This window comes from Planctobacterium marinum (assembly GCF_036322805.1).
In the GTDB taxonomy this organism is placed as follows: Bacteria; Pseudomonadota; Gammaproteobacteria; order Enterobacterales; family Alteromonadaceae; genus Planctobacterium; species Planctobacterium marinum_A.
Genome location: NZ_AP027272.1, coordinates 1095344 through 1119421, shown reverse-complemented (window position 1 = coordinate 1119421; position 24078 = coordinate 1095344). Strand labels below are relative to the sequence as shown.

19 protein-coding genes and 1 pseudogene are annotated in these 24078 nt (G+C 46.4%); 2 read left to right on the top strand and 18 right to left on the bottom strand.

Going from position 1 to position 24078, the window contains the following annotated elements:
- Window positions 1–43 precede the first annotated feature (43 nt).
- From AABA75_RS04955 to AABA75_RS04930, 6 genes are read right to left on the bottom strand one after another with little or no spacing between them, the layout of a single operon-like run.
- Window positions 44–985: a sugar kinase gene (locus AABA75_RS04955; RefSeq protein ID WP_338291426.1), complete on the bottom strand. Its 942-nt coding sequence runs from the start codon at window positions 983–985 to the stop codon at window positions 44–46.
- 4 nt (window positions 986–989) lie between these two features.
- Window positions 990–2297 carry an MFS transporter gene (locus AABA75_RS04950; RefSeq protein WP_338291425.1) on the bottom strand — a complete coding sequence of 436 codons (1308 nt, stop codon included), beginning with the start codon at window positions 2295–2297 and terminating at the stop codon, window positions 990–992.
- A 3-nt stretch (window positions 2298–2300) separates the two neighbouring features.
- Window positions 2301–2645, bottom strand: coding sequence for a cupin domain-containing protein (locus AABA75_RS04945; protein ID WP_338291424.1), 345 nt, complete (start codon window positions 2643–2645; stop codon window positions 2301–2303).
- 5 nt (window positions 2646–2650) lie between these two features.
- Window positions 2651–4873 carry a heparinase II/III domain-containing protein gene (locus AABA75_RS04940; RefSeq protein WP_425325595.1) on the bottom strand — a complete coding sequence of 741 codons (2223 nt, stop codon included), beginning with the start codon at window positions 4871–4873 and terminating at the stop codon, window positions 2651–2653.
- Between the two features lie 25 nt (window positions 4874–4898).
- On the bottom strand, window positions 4899–7169 hold the full coding sequence (locus tag AABA75_RS04935) for a polysaccharide lyase 6 family protein (protein ID WP_338291421.1): 2271 nt from the start codon (window positions 7167–7169) through the stop codon (window positions 4899–4901).
- 32 nt (window positions 7170–7201) lie between these two features.
- Window positions 7202–8080: an NAD(P)-dependent oxidoreductase gene (locus tag AABA75_RS04930; protein WP_338291420.1), complete on the bottom strand. Its 879-nt coding sequence runs from the start codon at window positions 8078–8080 to the stop codon at window positions 7202–7204.
- Window positions 8081–8643: 563 nt separating this feature from the next.
- Between AABA75_RS04930 and AABA75_RS04925 the strand changes: the two genes are divergently transcribed.
- Window positions 8644–11949: a ligand-binding sensor domain-containing protein gene (locus tag AABA75_RS04925; RefSeq protein WP_338291419.1), complete on the top strand. Its 3306-nt coding sequence runs from the start codon at window positions 8644–8646 to the stop codon at window positions 11947–11949.
- Between the two features lie 30 nt (window positions 11950–11979).
- Entirely contained in the window at window positions 11980–12201 is a 222-nt protein-coding gene (locus AABA75_RS04920; protein ID WP_338291417.1) for a hypothetical protein, read from the top strand.
- On the opposite strand, the gene AABA75_RS04915 is transcribed toward AABA75_RS04920, so the two are convergent.
- The 12 genes and pseudogenes from AABA75_RS04915 to AABA75_RS04860 form a co-directional block, all read right to left on the bottom strand.
- Window positions 12198–12425: a hypothetical protein gene (locus tag AABA75_RS04915; RefSeq protein WP_338291416.1), complete on the bottom strand. Its 228-nt coding sequence runs from the start codon at window positions 12423–12425 to the stop codon at window positions 12198–12200. The two genes, AABA75_RS04920 and AABA75_RS04915, sit on opposite strands and share 4 nt — an antisense overlap.
- Before the next feature lie 139 nt (window positions 12426–12564).
- Window positions 12565–13032 carry a hypothetical protein gene (locus AABA75_RS04910; RefSeq protein ID WP_338291415.1) on the bottom strand — a complete coding sequence of 156 codons (468 nt, stop codon included), beginning with the start codon at window positions 13030–13032 and terminating at the stop codon, window positions 12565–12567.
- A complete protein-coding gene (locus AABA75_RS04905) occupies window positions 13032–13262 on the bottom strand; it encodes a DUF1653 domain-containing protein (RefSeq protein WP_338291414.1) in 231 nt (76 codons plus the stop codon). Before AABA75_RS04905 ends, AABA75_RS04910 begins: the two co-directional genes overlap by 1 nt.
- A 7-nt stretch (window positions 13263–13269) precedes the next feature.
- Complete coding sequence (locus tag AABA75_RS04900; RefSeq protein WP_338291413.1) at window positions 13270–14481, bottom strand: MFS transporter; 1212 nt, start codon at window positions 14479–14481, stop codon at window positions 13270–13272.
- Between the two features lie 82 nt (window positions 14482–14563).
- Window positions 14564–16093 carry a M17 family metallopeptidase gene (locus tag AABA75_RS04895; RefSeq protein ID WP_338291412.1) on the bottom strand — a complete coding sequence of 510 codons (1530 nt, stop codon included), beginning with the start codon at window positions 16091–16093 and terminating at the stop codon, window positions 14564–14566.
- Window positions 16094–16215: 122 nt separating this feature from the next.
- The gene (gene dinB / locus AABA75_RS04890; RefSeq protein WP_338291411.1) at window positions 16216–17298 is read right to left on the bottom strand and encodes a DNA polymerase IV; all 1083 of its coding nucleotides are present in this window, start codon (window positions 17296–17298) and stop codon (window positions 16216–16218) included.
- 645 nt (window positions 17299–17943) lie between these two features.
- The gene (locus AABA75_RS04885) at window positions 17944–19941 is read right to left on the bottom strand and encodes a methyl-accepting chemotaxis protein (RefSeq protein WP_338291410.1); all 1998 of its coding nucleotides are present in this window, start codon (window positions 19939–19941) and stop codon (window positions 17944–17946) included.
- Window positions 19942–20227: 286 nt separating this feature from the next.
- A pseudogene (gene nqrM, locus AABA75_RS04880) lies at window positions 20228–20460 on the bottom strand ((Na+)-NQR maturation NqrM).
- A gap of 7 nt (window positions 20461–20467) precedes the next feature.
- Entirely contained in the window at window positions 20468–21505 is a 1038-nt protein-coding gene (locus AABA75_RS04875; RefSeq protein ID WP_338291409.1) for an FAD:protein FMN transferase, read from the bottom strand.
- Window positions 21506–21575: 70 nt separating this feature from the next.
- On the bottom strand, window positions 21576–22808 hold the full coding sequence (gene nqrF, locus AABA75_RS04870) for an NADH:ubiquinone reductase (Na(+)-transporting) subunit F (RefSeq protein ID WP_338291408.1): 1233 nt from the start codon (window positions 22806–22808) through the stop codon (window positions 21576–21578).
- A gap of 24 nt (window positions 22809–22832) precedes the next feature.
- Window positions 22833–23441, bottom strand: coding sequence for an NADH:ubiquinone reductase (Na(+)-transporting) subunit E (nqrE, locus tag AABA75_RS04865; RefSeq protein WP_338291407.1), 609 nt, complete (start codon window positions 23439–23441; stop codon window positions 22833–22835).
- 3 nt (window positions 23442–23444) lie between these two features.
- The gene (locus AABA75_RS04860) at window positions 23445–24077 is read right to left on the bottom strand and encodes an NADH:ubiquinone reductase (Na(+)-transporting) subunit D (protein ID WP_338291406.1); all 633 of its coding nucleotides are present in this window, start codon (window positions 24075–24077) and stop codon (window positions 23445–23447) included.
- Window position 24078 lies beyond the last annotated feature (1 nt).

Below are 24078 nucleotides of genomic sequence, written 5' to 3'. Positions count from 1 at the left end.
TGATAGCGCCGATGGCTCGGCGGATTAAAGGTGGTATTGGGTATTAAGCAGGTATCAGTCCGGCCTCCTGCATAGCATTAATAAAGGCGTTTTTTGGCGCAATCGCGCCCGGATGCTGGATCACGGTGCCAGCGGCAACCGCAGCCAGTTGCACTGCAGAATCCAGGGTAATACCCGAAAGCCGTGCCCCCAGATACACACCATTAAATGCATCGCCGGCCGATGTGGTATCGATGACCTGCTCAACAGGTGTGACTTGATGCTCGCCATGGCGACCATCACACCAGGACACCACAGATTCTGGACCGTTTTTAATGATGATCTCCGCAATGTCGTAGTCTTGACAGAAGCGCAGCACCTGAGCGGTAGAATCAAAGCCATATAGCTCGCTGAGATCTTCTAGCCCAGGCAAAACAACATCCGCAAGGCGAAAGGCACTGTCGTATTGTTTTCTGGTTTGCTCTTTGTCACGCCACAGTCTGGCGCGATAATTGGGATCAAAAACAATTCTGACTCCGGCGCGTTTCAGCCCTTCAAGGGTTCGCCAAAAGGCGCCACGCGCCGACTCTTCAATAACCGCCAGCGAAATTCCTGAGAGAAAAAACATGTCACCACTGGCAAGCTGTCGCACCGTCTCGGGTACTAAAAAGTGCTGAATTTTGCGGGCCGCTGAATCATTGCGCCAATAAGTAAAACTGCGCTCACCAGACTCATCGGTCGCAATGAGATATAAACCGGGGACCTTTTCCGGATGACGAAAAACAAACTGAATGTCCAACGATTCTTGGGCAAAGACCTGTAGCATCTTATCACTCATGGCATCAACGCCTACGGCGGTGACCATAGAACTGTTGATGTGTGGAAAACTGCGCTTCAGATACACCGCAGAATTATACACATCACCAGCAAAGGATTGTTGCATCAGCGCCTGTTCAATGGGCTTGAGCTCAATCATGCACTCCCCCATAAAATAGATGGTTTTCATGGTGCTATTTCACCTTGCTCAGCGGTGTAATTTTGGGGATCAATAACCATACAGCGGCCGCCGCGGTAATCGCCAAGCTAGCACCAATAACAAAGGCAGAAGTGTAGTTTCCATCCGCAGTTAATATCGGCACCAGTGAAGTTAAACCCACCGCACCGAGTTTGGCCGCCATACCCGCAAAGCCCGCCAGGGTACCCACTGCTTTTTTGCCCAACAGATCACTGGGTAGCGTTTGTACATTGCCGATGGCCGTTTGAAATCCAAATAAGATCACCGCCATGATCAACACCGCAATTTCGGGCTCACCGGGATTGGCCATTGCCAACAGCGCGGGAAGCATGATCAAACAACCAAGGGTAATTGTAAGTTTACGGGTTTTATCTGTGTCCCAGCCCGCCTTCAGGCGATTCTGTGCCAGAATGCCACCAAACCAGGCGCCAAACATGGCACCGACATAAGGCACCCAGCCATAAATACCGATGGCCTGAACATCCATGGCATAAACTTCATTGAGGTAAATCGGTATCCAGAAAACAAACAGCCACCAGATAGGATCAATTGCCGCTGATGCAATGATTACGCCCCAGCTTTCTTTGCGCGACAACAACTCTCGCAAATCAGGACAATACTCATCTTGCTCAGCAGTATCTTGCGCAGCGTCGTCTGTTGTGACTTTTTGTCCTGTAAGAATATATTGCTTCTCTTCTTCAGTGATCCAGGGATGACTACCCGGCGGCGCTTTGACTAAAATCAACCATGGCAAGAGCCAGATAAACCCCAAAGAGCCCACCACCACAAACACCATTTGCCAGCTAAAATAAACCGTCAGATAAGCGATTAGAGGAATGGCAATAATACCGCCAATGGCCGCGCCTGAGTTAAAGATGCCCTGCGCCAAAGCCCGCTCTTTTGTGGGGAACCATTCAGCGTTAGATTTAGCCGCACCGGGCCAGTTACCCGCTTCTGCCACACCTAAAATAGCGCGGAAGATACTCAAGCTCATTACGCCTTGCGCAAACGCGTGGGCAATAGTAGCCAAAGACCAGACGCCGATGGACAACACAAAACCAACACGAGTACCCACCCAATCAAAGATTTTTCCGAATATGGCTTGTCCAAATGCGTAGGCAAACACAAACACCACTGAGATGTTAGCGTAGATCTGCTTGCGCTCCAGCGCCGACTCATCAGGGAATAAGTCCTCGACAATATCTGGCCAAAGCACGCTTAAGGCTTGTCTGTCGATATAATTAATAATGGTAGCGATAGCAATGAGCAGTATCACCCACCAACGTAATCCTTGAAATTTCACAGCTTATGCCTCCAAAAAGTCTTCCCGAGCCGGGCTAAAGGTGTCTATCAAAACACCACCGGTAGGACACACCGCACCGTGTTCAGCATAAGGCGGGATCATGCAGCTATCACCGGGTTTAAGCACTTTCACCTCACCGTCAATGCTGAAGTGAAACTCCCCTGATTCAACATAGGTAACCTGGGAGTGACGATGTTTGTGCACGTAGCCTTCAGCGCCTTTATCAAACCAGACTTTCACTACCATCACTTCTTGATTGTAGCCCAACATTTGCCGCTTCAGGCCGCCTCCTAAGCCTTCAATTTCGGTCTCATGTGCAAACAGGAAATGCTCACTTTGCTTTTGCATAACTCTTACTCCAGGTCATTAGTCATCAGATAGACCGCCAGGGGGCCACTGAGTGAATAGGATTGATTTTTAAATTTAAATGCGGTTTCGACACCTTCTGCTCGCTTGAGCTTATCTATCGCTATCAGGTAGCTAGTGCCATTGAGAACAAGTTGCACAAGAAGTAAGTCACCTCTTGTCTCATATTCGATTGCAGAGAGTTGGCTACTGGCATTCAGGGTGTATTCTTTGCTTGGGTTATAATCCCCATGGGGCTCGAAAACCGAAACAAAAGTATGCTGTTTAGCCCCCTCAACACGGCGAATTACGGCCTGCTCGTTGCGCAGGTTAAAGTCCGGGTCATTAGCACCGATTTGGGTGAATAAGAACTGCTCATCACCTTTTGTTAAGGTACTCAGGGTATAAAAGCTGCCGTTGTCATTAAGCAAGGTGACCTTGGCCAGGCCTTTGTATGGCTTACCTTGGGCTTTGAGCCACAAATGCTGATAGCCGTTAGCGTTGCCTAAGGGCGATAACTGAGTGGTATTGGCATGGCGTTTAAAGTTGCTGCTGATCAATTGCCCGAGATAGTGCACAGGCAGATCTAACTGACGTGGGCTGTCACTGCTCACATTGAAGATATCCAGCACCAAAGGGTTGGCTTGTCCGGTAATTTCCAACAACGCCATAGTGCGTTCTAAATTCACCCCGGCATAAGCACTATCGATTTGAGCACTGACCACCGAACCAGAATGATTTGTTGCAAATAACTCCAGAGTGGGATGATGACGATTGGCCTTAGCCAACTCACCGTTGAAGTGGCTGGTCTCATCCACCACTAGCGTATTATGGGCTACTGTCTGTTTGGCGTAGCTGGTATTTTCAGGCAAATAACGTCCGCCATATTTAGCTTCCACATTCAAAAAACGCGCTGCACCATAATCAGATACTATCTCAGCGCCTTTGTGGTAAAACTGCCAGGTAAGTTTATCAAAGTGACCGTGCCCTAAACCTTGGGCAGCGGGTTTAAACAAAACAGCACTGCCATTGTTTGCGCCTGGATGATTGGCGTCAGCATTTCTCATCACCACCAGTGCACCTTGCTTTCCATCAGCGCCGTCACCAAAGGCTACAGATTTGAATTGATAATGGGTCGCTGAATTTGCTTCCAGTGCTTGAGCCACTTTTAAGCCAGCTCCGGTGAGCACAATTTGCCCCTGTTTTTGCGCAATATCCAAATAACCGGTATCGCCTGTCAAACTGTAAGCCAGTGTCACTCCGTGCACCAGTTCAATCGTCTCTATCCCTTTGGACTTGATGGCATCGTTGATTGGAAAGAACAAACCGTTGTAACTGAGCTGAATCGTGGTATCTATAGCTTTGAGTAACACCTCATCGCGATGCTTAAAAATATCCCGATGAGGTTGGTTATTGTTGATTGCTTGAGCAAAAGTGATAAAAGGCAACAACGCAAAGCGCTGATAATAAGGTCCTTCATTGTAGTAACCCTGAGGTGAAAACAATTCATCCAGCTGTTTTAAAAAACCGGACTTTCCAGATTTGTCCAGGCCATATAATGCTTTTTCTACCCACTCTGCCTCACCTAAAACATAACCTGTCATGCCTACAGCAGCCGTTGCCCAGGTGCCATGGTTATGCACTTTATCAAATGTGGAAGGTTGTCCTTCTGACAAAAACAAAGCCATCGGGCGCAATAACTTTTGTATGATTGATGCTTTATCAGCTGGTTCAAGGCTTGCTGCAATCATGTCATAAGCCTGAATGGTATATACCAACCACATCGCTTCATTGAGGCTTTGCCAATACAACTTTCCGGGATTTTGAAAATTCATCTTACGCTTGGGGTGCAGCGGCAAATCGGGATACATTGCGGCGTATTGAAGCAGCATATCAGCAACAAACTTCGCATATGCTGTGTTTTCGGTTAATTGATACAACACCGCCGCGTTGTACATCAGTTGATAGTTTTTCTTATGCCGTTCGTGGCTGTAACCGCCACCGCCATCTTGTGGCGTGGGCACCTGGATTGGTTGAGACATCAGGCCTTCAACCTGGCTGACGAGTTCCTGAAAAGCTTCAGCGAAACCGCCTGATTGGGTTACAGCCTCTCGCATTGCGCGCACATCTTCGCTGGTGATCACCAGATTTGGGTGTTGAGCCTGTACATTCACCGTGTAAACACAGCCAGCGAGACAGAGTAAAACCCATGCACGTAGCGATTTGTTCATGAACCTGGCCAACGCTCGATACATCTTAGCGGCTCTCCTCAGAAGACTGAACAATCTGATTCTGTTCCAACACAGCAGTGTGTGGCCCAGACACCCGTAGCTCAGTTATTTCAGGTGCATCAGTAGTAATAAACTCATTGCCAACGATGCGGGATTTCGGTTCACCAACGGTGTGCTCGATAACAATCGGGGCAGACTGCTCAAAGCGCGAAGCGGTAATATTGGCCACCTGTACACCGTGCAAAAACACACTGGCTTTTTGTTTATTGCGTTTACCAAAGCCCACCTTTTTCAGCTGGTTATTGTCAAAGGTGAAATGTGGACCGAATGTGCTTTCATCGGTGCCCCCCCGATAAAGTGCCGCGATTGCTCCGGCCACATTTCTAAAGCGATTGTTTTGCACCGTGACATATTCAGCGTTGTAGATACCCAGATCTTCAATTTCACTATTAAGACGCAAAATGTTGCCACTGATGTCACTAAAGTCGTTGTTGATCAGAATGATTTCATCGGCGAAGGCGCCCTTGCCCGTGGCAAAAAAATCAAAGCTATGATTGACGTTTAACTGCTTAATCACACAATTGAGCACCTGCAAACGATAATTGTGCACCATGCCCCATTTTTTGCTGCGCAGCAGTGTATTACCCGCCGCATCTGGACTGTGCACACCGGATAACGTCAGACCGTCCAGCTTTAAATTGCCGCCATCCCGGATCTCAAACAAGCTACTGCGCTCGAATGAGAGAATACTTTGTTGGGCTTGTTTGGCTTTGATGGTCAGGGTTTTATCAATGGTGATCAATTTAGGCACGATGTACGCACCGGGTTCCAGCAGCAGAGTATCACCCGATTCAGCTTGTACAACCGCAGACATTAACGCTTCAGGAGTGGCGCTGACCGGAATTGCCTTACCGGAATCAAAGGCAATGATAGCTGGTGTTTTAGGATACCAGCCCACGCCCACGTCTGACTTTTTCAAAACCTTAAGATCTCGACCAACACCTGATTGAATTTGCTCGGACAGCGGATACAGCAGGCCATTGTCTAGCCGTTGCATGGCTAATTCTCGCACCTCAAAACCATGAGCTACAGCAGCAACAGGAGCACTATTGGCAACGTTTTGGGTTATCTGAATTCCGCTGACATCATCAAATACGGTAAAAGGTTGAACGCCAGCCTCATTAAACACCAGGTTATCAGTCAATTGACTGTTGATCGGTACCGCCCTGCGTTCAGCATCACTTCCAGCCGCCAGTTGTAGGTGTTGAACATTGATAAAACTGTTGTGTTCCACCCGGGCATTCTCTACCTGATGGTAGCGATTGATGGGCGAGTCAGGCACACCGTTCATTATCGTAAATCCACTGCCAAAACGATAACCGGTTAACCCTTCTAGATAATTATTGCGAATGATCTGATCTTTATTGATAACGCGGATGCCGCCGGTGTGATCCACCCCGTTGCCAATAAAAATATTGTCTTCCACCAGATTCCCGTTGCCATGGCGCAAGGTTAGCGTGCCACGCGCCTCGTAGAACACATTGCCACGTAAGATATTTTTACCCGATTTCACCGAAATGATTTCTACTTCGCCATTGGTTTGCTCAAAGTAATTGTTTTCCACCAAGGTGTGGGAATCTGTCAAAGAGAAGTGACTGGTGCCGATGCGCAATGTCTCACCACCATTAGAGCCAAATACCGGGCGATAGCCAAAATAGTTGTGATCAATTTGATGGTAATTGTTTTGGCTATCTGCACTGTTTAGCCTGACGGCGACGGTTACCCCTTTGTTGCGTTTACCCACCAGATGGTTGTGGTCAAATCGGTTGTATTGACCGTACAGGGCCACCCAATGATCTGACTCTTGCTTGTCGGGGTTATTGTAATTATCAATAACGACTTCAGTTACCCGGGAATGAAAGGCCAGATTGTCTTTATCGCGTCGAAAGGCAATCACTGCACTGGTAGGTGTGTACCCCTGTTTGAACACCAGCCCAGAAACCTGTAAATACTTACCCGCTAATTTCAGATTGGACTGCCCGGACAATATCACTTTGCCTTTAGTTTCGGCTTGCATTTTAATGGGCGCAAAGGCAGTGCCCTGACCTTCAAACAAGATTTCGAAATCTCGCCAAACACCGTTTTTGAGTACCACGGTATCCCCTGCCACCAGCTTTGGCAGCACAGTTTGATAGGCCTGTTGGTCCGCAACAAAATACTCTTTTGCGGCCACTGAACAGGTCAGAAAACCCAACAACCAAAACCACTTCAACATCTTACTTTTTAGCAACTGCATAGCGAGCACTTCACCTTGTTACGGCAGAACTATTATTTTTCGAGTTTCAGGAAGTAATCGAAAATTTCAGGCACATTACCTCGGCCCATTCCAGCGTCGACGCCTGCCTGCAGATAGCCTGAACTACCTTGGGCGATATCCGATTGAGTACCCAAGTCTGAAAGCATTTGTAAAAAGTAATGCAAATCTTTGTTGGCGTTGGCGATAGAGAAGCCCAAATCACTGACGCCGTCCACGGCGTAGTTTTTACAAAACTGCATAAAGGGAGAGCTGGAAGGCCCGGTAGACATGATGTCGAACAGCTGTTGCTTATCAACACCCGAAAGTTGTGCCACAGCAAAGGCCTGCGACATAGCACAAACCGTTGTCATGCCCATAAAGTTATTGATGAGTTTTGTGGTATGCCCGGCACCAAGTGCCCCTAGATGGAAAACATTCTCCCCCTGATCTTCCAGTACCGGTTTAACTTTGTTAAAGGTGTCCAAGTCACCGGCCGCCATAATATTAAGCAAACCATCCTTTGCGTGCGCTGGGGTGCGCCCCAGTGGGGCATCAATCATACCAACACCTTTCTGCGCCAGGTCAGCCCCAATTTTACGTGTGGATGCGGGAATGGAGGTACCAAAATCCACTAACACTGCGCCGGGCTTAATGCCTGCCAAAATGCCATTTTCAGCGTAAATGACCTTTTCGACGATTTCCGAAGTGGTCAAACACAACATCACAATATCGGCACCCGCAGCCAGCTCTTCTGCCGAAGCGGCGCTTTGTGCGCCTCGCGCAACACATTTTGCGACCGCGTCTTTGTTCAGATCCATGACAATCAGTGGATATCCTTTGTTTTGCAGATTTTCCACCATGTTGCCGCCCATAAGGCCAAGACCGATAAAACCAATAACAGGTTTAGACATGAATTACTCCTGATTACACTTGCACTTTTCACTTTCTGCGTCGTTCAAACTTCGGCTTACAAACCTGGCCAACCAAACACAAAAAATACGATTCATAATTTTGCAGCCAATGCACTTACCATTAACCGTCATTAAAAGACATATTTAAACAGTAATTTTGTATAACCATTTTGTCAACCAATTGTTAAGCAATTTCACTTACCAAAAATTCATCTAAAGCTTATCCGACAACTGCAACAATTGACAAAAAGCCATTTAATTCATTCCTTTCATATACTTGGGATACCAAGCATGAAGGAAACCGCAGTAAAAAAAATGGAAGTAAAATTTAAATTGGGAACTAAAAATGGTAGGTGAACATGCAAAAATGCAAATTATCAAGCGACACAAAAGGGAGGGCAATGTCGAAAAAATATAAAAAAGGTCAACCGAATTACATACATTTACAACAAAGCGAAATTTTTGGTTAACCAGGAGTTAGTAGTGAAAGTGTAAAAATACAGGTCAATATCATGCGTCACAAAAGCACAATCTTGTCCTGATAGTATTGTCTGCTAGGATAAATGATAGACTTTAGCTTCCAGGTGACATCTGCTTTGCCCATTTTCAATCGCCGTTTTTTCTGTAAATTTCAAGTATTTATGCTGTTTTTGTTGAGTACGCTGCCCTGCTCAATCCATGCCTCCACTGAAGCGGTATTTACTTCTATTGAGCGATTATCGGTTGCAGAAGGTTTACCAGCAGCCAGTGTTTACTCCTTGATGACCGACCAGAAAGGTTTTTTGTGGCTTGGTACTCCAAAAGGCCTGGTGCGTTATGATGGCGCCAGATTTAATACCTTCAGCGCCGAAAGTAGCAGCGATTTTACCATTGCCAGTACTGACTCCAGCAACGCCTTTATCGATAGCGAGGGGCGTTTTTGGCTGGGTAGTTGGGGCAAGGGTATCGCCCTGTATGACAGAAACATGCAAGCATTGGCAATGTTCAAAAGCAATGACAGCAGCAACACGATTGGCTCGGATAAAATACAGACGATATTCGAAGACTCACAAGGGCGCATCTGGATAGGAAGTTACAGTGGTGGTTTGGCCCTTTACAACGAAGAGAAGCAGAATTTTCGCAGTTTTAAACACCAAAGTGACAATCCACAGAGTATCAGTCATGACCGTGTCTGGTCTATCACAGAGGATGCTGAAGGTTATATCTGGGCCGGCACCAGTGACGGCTTAAATAAACTCATCGATCTCGAAAAAGGCGACTTTCAACGCTTCTTCCATGATCCTGAACAGGCTGATAGCCTGAACAACTCCTTGATCAGAAAGCTGTATACCGATCGCAGGGGACGCATGTGGGTAGGGACAGAGATAGGTTTCGGCGAATTCAACACCGAAACGTCGCAATTTACTTCCTTCGAACCCGCTGACAAACCCATCCACGCGGGGATCACCGCGCTTCAAGAAGATGCCAATGGCGATATTTGGGTAGGCGCACAGAAAGGCTTGTATCTCTTTTCTGCGAAAGAACAGCGATTTTTACCTCTCACTTCGCTGGGAAATTTCGCTATCTTAAGCCAGGACGACCTGCGTGCTATTCGATTTGATAACAATGGCGTTTTATGGGTTGCCACTCGATATGGCGGCTTGGCTAAGATTCAATTCAAGCCAAGCTTATTCAGAGCCACGACTCAATATATCAATAGACAAGGTGTGGCCAGCAATCTGCCACGGGTGTTAAGCCTATATATTGATAGTACTCAGCGAACCTGGGTAGGTGCCCAAGATGGGCTTTATCTGCAAAATAGCAAGGGAGGCACACCTACCCCCTTCCAACCCGCCAATATGCAAGATATTACGGGTGTTTGGGATATCACTGAAAACCGGGATGGGCGGCTCTGGCTAGCCACAGAAGATGGTTTGTTTAACATTGCCAAAAATCGCAAAGAAATCGAACGCTACCACGGATTACCTAATCTCAATTCACCGGGCGTATCACAGGTATACTTTGATAATGAAGGCGCAATGTGGCTGGCGCTAAAACTAGAGGGAGTGGTAAAAATACACAATGGTAATATTATTCACTTCCGACACAACCCAGACGATCCCACATCTTTGAGCTATGATGCCGCCACTAAAATATTCCAGGACAGACAAGAGCGCATCTGGATTGGCACTAATGGCGGGGGCTTAAACCAATATGTACCATTTAAAGAAAGGTTTATTCGCTATGAAAACCGTGGTCAAAACGATTCAGAACTATCTAACAACAATATCAACGATATTTACCAAACCCGAGATAACCAGATTTGGATAGCCACTGAAGCGGGTTTAAATCGTCTCGATGAACAAAGCTCCAGCTTTATCCATTATGATACCGAAGACGGCCTGACCAATGGAAATATCCGCGCCATGGTGGAGGATCACAATGGCAATATCTGGTTGAGTTCGGATTTTGGCCTGCACGAGTTTCGTCGAAAGGAAGAGTATTTTGTTAACTACTCCCATAGCAGCGATTTACACAGCCTTGAATTCAGTAGTAGCAGCAGTGTGGCTGTCGACAAAGCTCATTTTATTTTTGGTGGTCGAGGAGGTTATACCAGCGTCGACCTCACTCAAATCAGCGCAAAACAAACCCCTCCGCAAATCCACATTACGCAACTATGGATTGATCGAAAACCTCAAAAAGCGCAATTGCCCGGGGAAAATGACATACTCAATTTACCGGCAACTACCAAAGAAATTCGTATTGATTTCGCCACGCTGGACTTGGTAACTCCCAGTAATAACCGTTACCAGTATCGCTTATTGGGGTTAGACGATGACTGGTCAGCACCGGTATTTGAACCTTCGGTACGCTATACGGGCTTGCGACCGGGCGAGTACCAATTTCAGGTAAAGGGCGCCAATAGCGTCGGTGTATGGAGTTTAAAACCAGCCACCGTAACCATTACGCTTGTACCGCCAATTTGGCAAAGACATTGGTTCCAAATTCTTATTATCGTCACAATATTTAGTCTGATTCTGTTGGGAGTAAAACTGCGAACGCGAGCGTTAAAGCGAGAGCGAGCGCAATTAGAAGAATTAGTACGGCAACGCAGTGATGAGCTAATAGCTGCACAGAAGCAAATCATCGAATCGGAAAAACACAACGCTCTTTCCAGCCTGGTTGCTGGAGTAGCCCACGAAATCAATACACCATTGGGTATCAGTATTACCGCAGCATCGACACTGCAAGACAACAGTACAGGATTAGCGATGTTGTTGTTAGAGGGCAAAATAAGTAAAGCTGAATTGCGTCAACACATCGAACAAATCAGTGAAAGTGCAAGCTTGATTCAAAACAACCTGGAAAAAGCCGGACAACTGGTGCGTAGCTTCAAAGAGGTGGCGGTAGATCAGGTCTCCGACCAGCGGCGCAAATTTGAGCTACATGCCTATATAGAAGAAATTATTCTGAGTATCAAAGCACAACTCAAAGCGAAAAATATTGAACTACAGTTCACTTGTCCAAATGAGCTATGGCTGGACAATTATCCCGGCACCATCGCGCAAATTCTCACAAACTTACTCATGAACGCGCTAATTCACGCCTTCGAAGAACGGCTCGATGGGCGTATTGAGATATTGGTCACTGAACAGGCAGACAAGCTTCGCATTGAAGTGCGGGACAATGGCTGTGGTATTGAAGAAGATAAACTAAAACGCATCTTCGATCCCTTTTATACCACCGCCAGAAACAAAGGTTCAAAAGGGCTAGGCTTACACGTCATTCAAAATCTGATAGATGTGCGTCTCAAGGGACACATCTATTGCGAAAGTAAATATGGCCGGGGCACCTGCTTTGTCCTGGCGTTTAAACGCAATCCAGATTAAGCTGAGCATTGTTAAAAAAGGGAAGGTATTATGTCAGTCTCACAGCCCAAACTGCCCCCCAATGTCAGAGTGATGATAGGCCTGTGCGCCAGCCCTACTTTAATGGTTATTGGCTTTTTGCTATACAACCTGGCGACGGCTCAGTGGACGGAAATTGGTATCAGCACTCTGATTTTTTCGGCTTTAGGCTTTTTCGCCTATTCAATCGTTATCACTGGGCGCGTGCCGTTTTTGACTAAAAGCAGTAACTAATAATCCAATGAACACTGCTCACCAATGCAAACGTTGTTGTAAATAATTCCTTTTATGCCAAGGGTTAACGCAAGTATTGCCAATAGCGAAGACAGGATAAAAGACGCGGGCTCAGTCCATGCCGCATTGTCAGAAATCGTGTATAACAACGCAGTGATATTGGGCATAGGCGTAGCCAGAAAAGATAGCCCATAAAACACCTTCAACCCTAAAAGCGCACTCAATGTTCCGAGGATTCTGGGGAAAGTCAGATATTGTGTAATCGTCCTTTATTTACCTTCGTAATCGTATAAATTTTTATTGAATACGAAGATAGTGTCGACATACCGCTTTTTATTACAAGCATGCCGACTTATTTATTAGCTAGCGCCACTTTGCCTGTTTAATCGCGTTTTCTATGGCAGTGATATCCTGATTGCTGGCATCACTATCTAAATCCGTAACAGAAACACTGTGGCTAAAGGTGAGCAAGGTGAACTGCTTGTCAGACTTTGTAATAGCAATCAGCCAACGGGTTACGGCGATATCTTCGCCCTCTTCTTCCCCTTTCAGCTCTTCCAGGCCGCAATAAACCGAAGGTGCAACTTCCTCTTGCTCGGTTTCGGCATACACGCTTTTTAACAACTGAACCTGTTGTTCTGGACCTTTAGTTTCAAACTGGTAACACTTGATGGCCAGGTTGCCTGCTTCATTTTCACTGTTAAACAGTGTGATTTCGGGCACATTTGCCCCCATATTCAATGCTGCGTCGGGGACAAGTTCAGGTTCGTCTTTTTGCCAGGAATCCGGTAATGACAAACTCATCACAGAAAACAAATCAAAATCTGCCATTATTGCTGCTCCTCCATAGGGCCGACATAGGCGAAACGCGGTATGGTTTTCCCCTCTACCTCAACCGTTTCAATAAACATTGAATAAGGTCTTATCCAGAGCTTCTGCTCACCATACAAGGGACGATAAACCACATACAGGGTTTCATCTTCTGAATGAGTGGCGGTGTCAATCACTTGATAATCGTGACCTTTATAGTGCCGGTACAATCCGGGTAATAGTGATGTCATAGATAGCTCATCTTCGCGGGGCTGGCGATAACCTTTCCCGAGTTTGCTTAATAGTGTCTTGATGCCAGCGATACAGCACAAACATTAAAATAAATAATACGGGGATACAGCTCAGCATCATTGCCTGCCATCCCAATAGATACAGCACAGCCCCCGCAGAAAGCGACGCGGCAGCCTGAATGGCAAACATAATGCCATCGTTTAGCGCTTGTGCCTGAAAACGTTCTTCTGGCGCATAAGCCTTGGGCAATAAACTGGTACCGGCTGTGAACAGAAAGTTCCAGGCGATACCTAGTAACACTAAAGTGATCCAGTAATGCCAATATCCTGTGGCGAAAAAACCCATCAGGATACAAAAGCCAAACAGCGCTATACCCACCAGAATAAGCTTCAGCTCCCCAATTTTACCGATTAGCCAACCGCTGAAAAACGACGGCAAAAACATAGCGATTATATGACTTTGTATAACAACTTTGGTATCAGCCAAACTGTGTTCTCCCATCACATGCATGTGCACTGGTGTCGCGGTCATAATAAAAGCCATCAAACCATAACCAAGGCTGGCAGAGAGCACAGCGGCAAGAAAGGCAGGTTTAAGCAAAAACTGGCGCTTCTTGAGTTTGGCATTGGCCGGGTTTGCAGCTGTCAATTCCTCGTTGGATTTCGCCTTGTAAAAGCAAAACAAAAGCAAACAACACAGCTGGATGGTGGCCAATAAATAGAAGGTGCCCTGAAAGCTTTCTGGGGTGATATGCTGCCCCAAGGTAGATAGCTCTGGCCCTAAAATGGCAGCAAATAACCCACCTAATAGTACCAGAGACACCACTTTGGGTACTTGCTCCATGTCCACCCACTCTATGGCGGCAAACCGGATCTGTTGAAAGCCAGCAATGGCACAGCCTAATAGCGCTGCTGATAGACAGAATAGTAAAAATGACGCCTGTCCAACGGCATAAGCGGCCAGTAAGCTGGCGCTAACCCCCATAGCTGCAGCCATTAAAAATACTGGCTTGCGCCCAGTTTTACGCATCAGCAAGGCCAATGGCGAAACCGAAAACGCGGTGCCCAGAATCATCAAGGCTAATGGCAAGGTGGCATACTGTTGTTCAGGTGCAACCTGGGCACCAAAGATCCCCGCGACCAGCACCATCAAGGTACCAGATGTAGTCGCCAGCGCGGAAATACTGGCCAATAACCAAACAATAGGGGGAAACTTCATTATGCCTCTTATTAATATCAGGACTCCTGTGGAGCCCAATATTGCCCTGTAGTAACAAACTACAGTCTGTTAAATACCGTGATTACAAATACCTTCCAGCCAGCATCATCAAGCCAGCTGCCGTTGGCTTACCGTGTTGCCAGTCGCCACCTTCAACACCACTTCCGGCTATATCCACGTGGGTATAGGCGTGGGAGGTTTTGTCCAGGCCAGAGGAGATTTGCAGAAACGCCATCGGAAACTGATGACCGCGTGCAGTAACCGCAGAAGCCGCGTTATTAGAAGATAATAAATCATCTGCCTTGGTACGCGGGCGAACAAAGTCGAAATCTTCACGACGAGAGCGAGATACTTCAGCCGGATCGGCCCATAAATCTCCCGCTGCCGACAGCATTTTAGCACTGTCTTTGGTGCGGGCTACTCCATTTTCCACCAAAGCAGTGTAAGGTCCAACCGCTCGTGCCGCGTGGCCGGTCAATGTTGCTACTGAGAAAAACTCTGCTTTGTCGTCATTTTCTGCTAGTTCAATCAAATGGGTCAGCACATCAGAAAGCACCAAACGCCCTTCGGCATCAGTATTGCCAATGCGCACCCGAACACCGGCGCGACTAGTGATGATCTCGTCGGCAACAAAGGCATCTGCACCGATACTGTTGCGCACCGCACCAATCTCAGCCACCACTTTAATGCCTTCCGGTTGCAGCTGAGCCAGCATTTTCATGAAGCCCGCAACGGTAGCTGCCCCACCTTTATCGCGGCTCATACCTGCCATATGACCATTCACTTTAAGGTCAGCACCACCGGTGTCATAAGTAATGCCTTTACCAGCCAGATATAAGCTGTGTTCAATTGGCCCTTTGCCTTCATAGGTCATGGTAATGACTCTGGCCTGATGACGCTCAACAGCTTCAGAGGCTCGCGCGACAGCAAACAACAAGGGATATTGTCGCTCTAATTGACGTTGATCGCTGATCACCTCAACCTTTACGGCACTACCAGCTAATGCTTCAACGCAATAATCGGCAAACCCCGGAGGAGCCATTCGCTCGGGCTCAGTACCACATAAATCGCGGGCTACTCGTTTACCTGCTTCGGCGGCCATCAACCACTTGGCAGAGACACTGTCAGTACTGCCCAGCAAACCGATTTCAGTGATGGGTTCAAGTTCGCTTTCATCCAGTGCCATTCGTGCTTCCAGTGGCTGCCATAGTCCTTGAGTCAGACCGAGATAAACCGCGGATACGGCATTTTTGAAACGCTCATCATCTGGCGCATCCACCAGTACCAAAGGTTGTTTAACACCCGCGCTGGCTGCTAGCTTTGCCGCCTGGTTAGCCACATCAAAAAAACGTCTGACATCATCGTAATAACGAGAAAGTTGCCCGGTGGGAGCAAAGATGATGCGTTTGCCTGGTACCTGCTCATTGCTAAACAACAAGACTTCAGAATTGATGCGGGCATCGATCTGCTGGTGAGCATTCAGGGCTGCCTGAATTGCGGGTTCACTAACAGCATTGCAGTCAGCAGCGACAACAATAACTGCATCCCACTTTGCTGATGCACTTAAAGCTGAGGATAAATCATCTATTACAGTAATTTTTGGAAAGGCCATGGAAACATCCTTTATTGTAGGGTAATTGGCAACTGAGGCGCATATTCTGCATTTTTCCAACCGGAGCTACAAGGCAAGCGTCAATCTAAGCTAAGCCTAAAAACCACTTAGTTGTGCAGTTATTATTCCGAACTCGCTGCGGTAACATCGCTATCAAACTCCAGGAATAGCTGACGACTGTCGGCTTCATGGGGCATGGTAACGTGTAAGCCCACAAGTCGAATTCCGCGTTGGTTTTGCCGCTCAAGAATTTGCGGCAATAAACGCTCATATGTCGCTAGTGAAACGGTTTGAGTACGCTGATCCATAGTAGTTTGCTGAAAATCCGAAAACTTGAGCTTAATACCTTGATTGTGCACGGTTAAATTTGGGCTAACTTTTTTTAATCGCTTGATGAGCTTGGGATACAGTTTGTGGATAATTTCCAGGCACTGCTGTGGTGTGTATATGTCTTGCGCCAGAGTGGTCTCAATGCCCACCGATTTGCGCTCCCGACTGGTACTCAGCTCTCGATCATCCACGGCATGGCAACGGTCCCATAATATTCGACCAAATTTACCAAATTGTCTGAGTAAGCACTCTCGCGAAAATTGTTGTACATCGGCACAAGTCTCCAGCCCCAACAGCGACAGCTTTTGCTGTGTTACTTTACCCACCCCCGGTATTTTTTTAAGTGGTAACCCCGTAACAAACTGCATGAGTTTATCCGGTGTAACGACACAAAGTCCATCGGGTTTGTTTTCGTCGCTGGCCACTTTGGCTACAAACTTAATGGGTGCAACCCCAGCAGAAGCAGTTAAGCCGGTTTCAGCGTAAATGGCCTGGCGAATATCCTGCGCAATGCGGGTAGCACTGCCGCCAAACAGATGTGATTGGGAGACATCTAAAAAAGCCTCGTCCAGAGACAATGGCTCGATAATATCGGTATAGCGTTTAAAGATGGCTTTAATTTTACGAGATTCTTCGACATAAACATCCATGCGCCCCGGCACCAGGGTAAGTTGCGGACACAGCTTCATGGCATGGGCTGTGGCCATGGCAGAGCGCACACCAAACTTACGGGCAGGATAATTACAGGTGGAAATTACTCCTCGTCGGTCGGAACTGCCGCCAATCGCTATCGGAATGTCTCTAAGATCTGGATTATCCCGCATCTCCACCGCGGCATAAAAACAATCCATATCAATGTGAATAAATTTGCGCAAAGAATAACAGGCCTTGAAACACTGTTTATTTAACCAGTATCTTAATTGATTTTGCCCGTAAATACTATTCCAGATAGCAGCTGCGTTTTCATAAATAACTGCATCCAGTTCAGGCTAATTCAAGGCACCTCCGGTTTAATAAGAGCACCATGAGGCTCCTTCATCACACCTGAAAGATGAAAAAAGTTTGTCATGACAACGCAGGGATGCGTTGCAAACCGTGGCAGGTGTCATGGACGGCCCTTCCACGGTGGTGACATTAAAACTTTTTTCAGATTGAAGAATAAGTGTGATGCGGGAGTGCCCTTTCTTTTGCTTACTTTTCTTTGGGCAAGCAAAGAAAAGTAAGAAACATTTGTTTCGTCCTTCTTAAAAAGGACAGTTAAGCTTTCCCTTTGGGCGCTGTGGGCGCCCCGACAAATTAAACAACAAAAGCCGAAATCTGTATTTTTAGGAAATTCTGCTCGGTTCGGTTTTTTTCCGTTCAGCTCAACTCTTACCTAAAATCCTTTTGTAGGCAAGAGTTGAGCTGAAGGGATGCAGTGAATACCGTATATGTCCGGAACATTTAAACGGCGAGCTACATAAAAAACCCGCCGTGCGGCGGGTTTCTTAACGCATTAAAAAGCAATCTTTCGACAAGCCTTACACCCGGAAGTGTTTCAAAACATCATCCAGGTTCTCAGCCAAACGTTTCAGGTCAGAGATATTCTTTTCAACATCTTTACTCTCTGACACCGTCTCATCCGCCAGCTCAGTAATATGGCTTACATTACGGGCTATCTCTTCCGCAGTGTAAGACTGCTGGGTGTTGGCTGCCACTATACTTTGCATCTGCTGCTGAATTTGCTCTACTCCAGTAAAGGCTTGATCCAACACTTTTTGCAAATCGGCAACCCGTTGCACGCCAGATTCTGCCTGGCTGTTACTGGTGGTCATGGCCTGGCTGGCTTGTTTGGCTGTAGTTTGCAAGGCGCCAATGATTTCCTGAATGTGACGGGTAGATTCTTGGGTTCGGCTGGCCAATGTTCTTACTTCATCTGCCACAACCGCGAAGCCACGACCCATCTCACCTGCGCGAGCCGCTTCAATCGCCGCATTTAGTGCCAACAGATTAGTTTGCTCAGTAATAGCCGAGATAACGTCGAGCACCTCGCCAATTTTATCGGTTTCCGCTTCCAGTGCCGCCACCACTTCTGAGGCTTCACTAATCTGGCTGGACAACGAATTAATATCGCCAACCGCTGACTTAACTACCGAACTACCCTTATCCATCTCCTCTTTAACACTATCGGCCACTTCCATTGCGCCGCTAGTATTGCGAGAAACGTCTTTACTGGTCTCCGCCATTTCATAACTAGCGCTGGCTACTGATTCAATCTCCGATTTCTCGTTGTTCACCAAATCCAAGTTGTGTTGGGTAATTTCGCTAACATTTTTGGTGGCGCGATTCACTTCCGCGGTGATGTCCATGGTTTGCTTCACTAACGACTGAATTTTATCCATGAAGGCGTTAAATTCACTGGCCAATTGGCCAATTTCATCTTCGCGGTTTAAGTCGATGCGTTTGGTCAAATCACCATCACCACGGGAAATATCCTTCATGGCATCAACCATAGAATTCAACGGGTTAAGCATGGGACGTACAATCATGTATACCATAACGGCGATGATGCCTAACATAATCAACATCAGGAAGGTGACTTGCCATACGGCGCTGGCCACTGGCTCGCTCACCGCTTGATCAGGCACCATAAAGCCCAGCTTCCAATTAAAGTAGGGATACTCACCAGCTACCTTATCGAAAATAACCTTGTAGTGTTCACCCTTCCAATTGACATCTGCCATACCGCTATCTTGACGGGATACCATGTTTTTCAGCTGCGCAAAGCCTTTGGAATCACTGAAATAAGAGTCTACCTTACTCATATCTGAGCCCGGCGGAAAGCTCTCTGTAAAACCAGGGAAATACACCAACACGCCTTTGTCGGTTACCAGGAAGGCATTGCCCATACCTTGATACTTGATTTTACTGAGTAGTTCTTCACCGATAGTGCTGATCAAGATATCCATCCCACCAATCCCTAAAAAGCGGCCATTGCGATTCACCACCGTTTTAATAGTGGCAGAGATGGATTTGTCGTTAGCGTCTACAGCGGGATCAGAAAGGTATAAGCGCCCTTTGTCTTGCGCTTCAAACCACCAAGGACGCTTGTTAGTGTAATAATTAGGATCACCTTCATAGCGACCATTCAAATCGAAATATTCAAAGGTGTTAGCCGAACCAAAAAACACACTTTTAATAGCGGGGTCTTTATCGGAGAAAAACTTAAAGTAATCCCAAACCTTGCGGTAATCTTCATCTCCAGAGAGATCGCCGCGTCGATCATCGTAGTTCTCGAACCAATCTAAAACCAAAGGATTTGCAAACACACTGTGTATCACCTGACCTTTGGCATAGAAAAAGCCTGCAATTTCTGTGGCTTTCTGAGCAACGATGTTTTGGATATCACCATTCACTTTTTCAACAGTGCTGGATTTAACTTGTTGTACCTGCCAAATACCATAGAGCAGGAATAAGACAGCGATACCCGAAAGACAAATCGCAATCAGTCGTTGACTGATAGACTTTTGAAACCACATAGAGCAACCTTTCTAATTATTTGTTTTTTATCAAGACCTTAACGGCAAGATATAAAAATAGTTGAATGCAGATCACAGATTGGGATACTGCCAGAGGTGAGTTATCCACCATAATTCGCGGCTATTGTCTGAATTTACAGCAGTTATGTAAAGGATTGTGACAGTATTTTTACAGTATTAAAAGCAAAGTGTTGGGGCGCTTTGTGTTTATGCAGCTTTACGCCCCAAGGTTGTCGGGGTATTTAGTAGTAGCACCCGATTAGATATCCAATTGCGCAGATAGCAATCAGATAATTTTGTTGTTTTGCCATTCCTGAATTTTTTTTGCCTTGCTTGTTCCCGCTCTAGTTTAGCCTTTTTGCGATCACAAGGTTCCGGGCAATCACAAGCTTTTTCAATACCTAAAGCGCCAAGCCCACCACAAGACCCGGATATGGTTTTATTTTGCAGAATGTAACCAATGGCCATGGCAGCCACCACTACTAAAAAGAATACAAAAGCTAACAGAAAGGTACTCACTACGTACTTATCCCTTATTTATCAGAAAAGACTCAAAACCCGGTGTAGTATACTCTTTAAACTCGCCATTTTCTCGGGTAATCAGTAAAACCGACAGGTTATTTTGAAGAGCCATCTCAAGGCCTGCCTCTTTACCCATTACCGCTATCGCTGTTGAGAAGCCATCTGCGATTAGACAAGATGGATGCACTACCGTTACAGAGACCAGATTATGCTGAATTGGCTTTCCGGTTTTTGGATCTATCAGGTGAGAGTAGCGAACACCCTCTTCTTCATAGTAATTGCGATAATCTCCTGAGGTAGCAATCGCGTTATTCCCCACAGAAATTATCTCCTGTACTGCCCGCTCCATTGTCACCGGTTTTTCGATAGCAATGCGCCACTGCTGGCCATTGAGTTTCTCTCCGGCAACGCGCATTTCACCGCCAATTTCCACCAGATAGTTGTTGATACCAAAAGACTCAACAATTTCGGCCACCCGATCCACACCATAGCCCTTGGCAACTGTTGATAAATCCACATACATTTCAGGATGGGAACGCGTCACAGTGTTTCCGGAAAGCGTGAGTTTATCAAAGCCGACCTTTGCTCGTATTGCAACAATTTCCGCATCACTTGGGATAACTTCCGGTTTCGCTTGAGGGCCAAATCCCCAAAGGTTAACCAAGGGTCCTACGGTTATATCCAGGTAGCCATTACTCATTTTGGCAATGTTAATTGCCTCATTCATTACCAGCATAGTTTCATCTGACAAAGAATAGGGTTCCGTATTTTTGCTCTGATTAAAAACAGACAGTTCTGAACCTGGATCGTAAGTGGACATCAATTTATTGATATGCACTAATTCGGCATCCACTTTCGCCTGAATATCCTCTGGTATTTGCTCAGTTTCAGACCAGTATTTAATGTTATAAGTGGTGCCCATCGTAGGGCCAGTCAAATGTACTTCATTGGGAACGGGCTGACAGCCAGAGATTAGCGTCAACAGAACACTAATTAGCAGTACTGCAAACAGACGAGGTTTGACGGTATTTTTAGTTTTCATGGAAAATGATTCTTGCACAAACGGATAACAAAAAAGGGGCAAAAGCCCCTTTTTTACACTTTAAATAAACTTAACCACCGAAGTCATCAAGCATGATGTTATCGTCTTCTACACCCAGGTCTTTGAGCATATTGATAACCGCAGCGTTCATCATAGGTGGTCCACACATGTAGAACTCACAGTCTTCTGGCGCTGGGTGGTCTCTCAGGTAGTTTTCTAACAATACCTGGTGGATAAAGCCAGTGTAGCCTTCCCAGTTGTCCTCAGGTTGAGGATCAGAAAGTGCTACGTGCCACTTGAAGTTGTCGTTCTCTTCTTGCAGCATATCGAAATCTTCTACGTAGAACATTTCACGCAAAGAACGGGCACCGTACCAGAAAGAAATCTTACGGTCGGTTTTGATGCGACGTAACTGGTCGAAGATGTGAGAACGCATTGGTGCCATACCTGCACCACCACCTACGAATACCATTTCTGCATCCGTTTCCTTAGCAAAGAATTCACCGAACGGACCAGAAATCGTGGCCTTATCACCTTCTTTCAGGCTCCAGATATAAGAAGACATCTTACCTGCAGGCAAACTTAGGTTATTAGGTGGTGGCGTAGCGATACGCACGTTCAACATAATTATACCTTCTTCTTCCGGGTAATTAGCCATCGAGTAAGCACGGATGGTTTCTTCGTCTACTTTTGATTCGATATCGAAGAAGCCAAAACGCTCCCAATCCGGGCGATACTCTTCTGGAATATCGAAATCTTTGTATTTTACGTGGTGCGCAGGCGCTTCAATCTGAATATAACCACCAGCTCGGAAAGGCACGCTTTCGCCATTTGGAATCTTAAGCTTCAGCTCTTTGATGAAAGTGGCTTTGTTGTCGTCAGAAATAACTTCACAATCCCACTTCTTGATGCCAAAGATTTCTTCTGGAAGTTCGATATCCATGTCCTGCTTGATAGCTACCTGACAAGACAAGCGGCAACCTTCACGCGCTTCGCGCTTAGTAATGTGATCCAGCTCTGTGGGCAGGATTTCACCACCACCAGATTTGATATCAACACGGCACTGACCACATGAGCCACCACCACCGCAAGCAGAGCTTACGAAGATACCATTGTCGGCCAGAGCGCCCAATAACTTACCACCCGGAGATGCCGTAATAGCTTTGTCCGGATCGCCGTTGATCAGGATTTTAACGTCACCTGTAGGGACCAATTTCGATTTGGCGAACATGATGATAAATACCAACGCAAGTACGATGGCAATAAACATCCCGACACCAAGATAAATTTCAACTTGATTCATGTAATTTTCCTCTCGTATCGGCGTTTACAGGGCTACACCCGTGAATGACTGGAAACCCAACGCCATCAGACCCGCGATCATGAACACTGAGCCCAATCCACGGATACCTTCAGGCATATCGGCGTACTTGAGCTTTTCGCGCACCGCAGCCAACAGGGTGATAGCGATCGCCCAACCAAAGCCACTACCGATGCCGTACACAATACTTTCGGTGAAGTTGTATTCACGCTGTACTGCGAAAGCAACACCACCGAATATGGCACAGTTTACGGTGATCAGCGGCAAAAAGATCCCTAACGCGTTATATAAAGCCGGGAAGAACTTGTCCAAACTCATTTCCAGGATCTGTACTAATGCTGCGATAACACCGATAAAGGTCAGGAAGTTAAGGAAGCTAAGGTCCGCATCCGGGAAGCCAGCCCAAGCCAGTGCACCTGGCGCCAAGATATTCACATAGATAACCTGGTTAACAGGTACCGAAATACCCAAAACCACAATTACTGCTACACCCAAGCCAATAGCGGTCTTTACCTTTTTAGATACCGCAAGGAAGGTACACATCCCCAAGAACAAAGACAACGCCATGTTCTCAATAAATACGGAACGTACAAATAAGCTAATATAATGTTCCATTACTTACTCCTTTGGTTCCACTTGCTCAGGACGGATTGTACGGATGAACCAAATCATACCGGCAATCAAGAAGAACGAGCTAAATGGAAGAATCAATAAACCGTTGCCTTGGTACCAGCCACCGTTTTGTACCAGTGGTAAGATTTCAAAACCAAGAATTGTACCGAAGCCAAACAGCTCTTTGATAGTACCAATTACGATCAGGATAAAGGCATAGCCCAAGCCATTACCTATACCATCGATAAAGCTCATCAAAGGCGGGCTCTTCATGGCGTAAGCTTCCGCCCGTCCCATTACGATACAGTTAGTAATAATCAATCCCACGAATACCGAGAGCTCTTTGGCCACCGAATAGGAATAAGCCTTTAAGATTTGGTCCACCACGATTACCAAGGAAGCGATAATGGTCATCTGAATGATGATACGCACACTAGATGGAATGTGATTTCGGATTAAAGAGATAAACAAGTTGGAGAACGCCAATACCGAAATTACGGCCATTGACATAACCAAAGCAGTTTCCAACTTGGTTGTGATCGCCAGCGCTGAGCAAATACCCAGAACGTGCAATGCAATTGGGTTACTGTCCAGGACGGGCCCGAACAATACCTTTTTCATTTCTTTTGTTTCAGCCATT

Bases quoted from the DNA above. Each gene is read 5' to 3' on its own strand.
- AABA75_RS04955 (WP_338291426.1), bottom strand. From the start codon at position 985: ATGAAAACCATCTATTTTATGGGGGAGTGCATGATTGAGCTCAAGCCC.
- AABA75_RS04945 (WP_338291424.1), bottom strand. From the start codon at position 2,645: ATGCAAAAGCAAAGTGAGCATTTCCTGTTTGCACATGAGACCGAAATT.
- AABA75_RS04940 (WP_425325595.1), bottom strand. From the start codon at position 4,873: ATGAACAAATCGCTACGTGCATGGGTTTTACTCTGTCTCGCTGGCTGT.
- AABA75_RS04935 (WP_338291421.1), bottom strand. From the start codon at position 7,169: ATGCAGTTGCTAAAAAGTAAGATGTTGAAGTGGTTTTGGTTGTTGGGT.
- AABA75_RS04930 (WP_338291420.1), bottom strand. From the start codon at position 8,080: ATGTCTAAACCTGTTATTGGTTTTATCGGTCTTGGCCTTATGGGCGGC.
- AABA75_RS04925 (WP_338291419.1), top strand. From the start codon at position 8,644: ATGATAGACTTTAGCTTCCAGGTGACATCTGCTTTGCCCATTTTCAAT.
- AABA75_RS04920 (WP_338291417.1), top strand. From the start codon at position 11,980: ATGTCAGTCTCACAGCCCAAACTGCCCCCCAATGTCAGAGTGATGATA.
- AABA75_RS04910 (WP_338291415.1), bottom strand. From the start codon at position 13,032: ATGGCAGATTTTGATTTGTTTTCTGTGATGAGTTTGTCATTACCGGAT.
- AABA75_RS04905 (WP_338291414.1), bottom strand. From the start codon at position 13,262: ATGACATCACTATTACCCGGATTGTACCGGCACTATAAAGGTCACGAT.
- AABA75_RS04900 (WP_338291413.1), bottom strand. From the start codon at position 14,481: ATGAAGTTTCCCCCTATTGTTTGGTTATTGGCCAGTATTTCCGCGCTG.
- AABA75_RS04895 (WP_338291412.1), bottom strand. From the start codon at position 16,093: ATGGCCTTTCCAAAAATTACTGTAATAGATGATTTATCCTCAGCTTTA.
- AABA75_RS04885 (WP_338291410.1), bottom strand. From the start codon at position 19,941: ATGTGGTTTCAAAAGTCTATCAGTCAACGACTGATTGCGATTTGTCTT.
- AABA75_RS04875 (WP_338291409.1), bottom strand. From the start codon at position 21,505: ATGAAAACTAAAAATACCGTCAAACCTCGTCTGTTTGCAGTACTGCTA.
- nqrF (WP_338291408.1), bottom strand. From the start codon at position 22,808: ATGAATCAAGTTGAAATTTATCTTGGTGTCGGGATGTTTATTGCCATC.
- nqrE (WP_338291407.1), bottom strand. From the start codon at position 23,441: ATGGAACATTATATTAGCTTATTTGTACGTTCCGTATTTATTGAGAAC.
- AABA75_RS04860 (WP_338291406.1), bottom strand. From the start codon at position 24,077: ATGGCTGAAACAAAAGAAATGAAAAAGGTATTGTTCGGGCCCGTCCTG.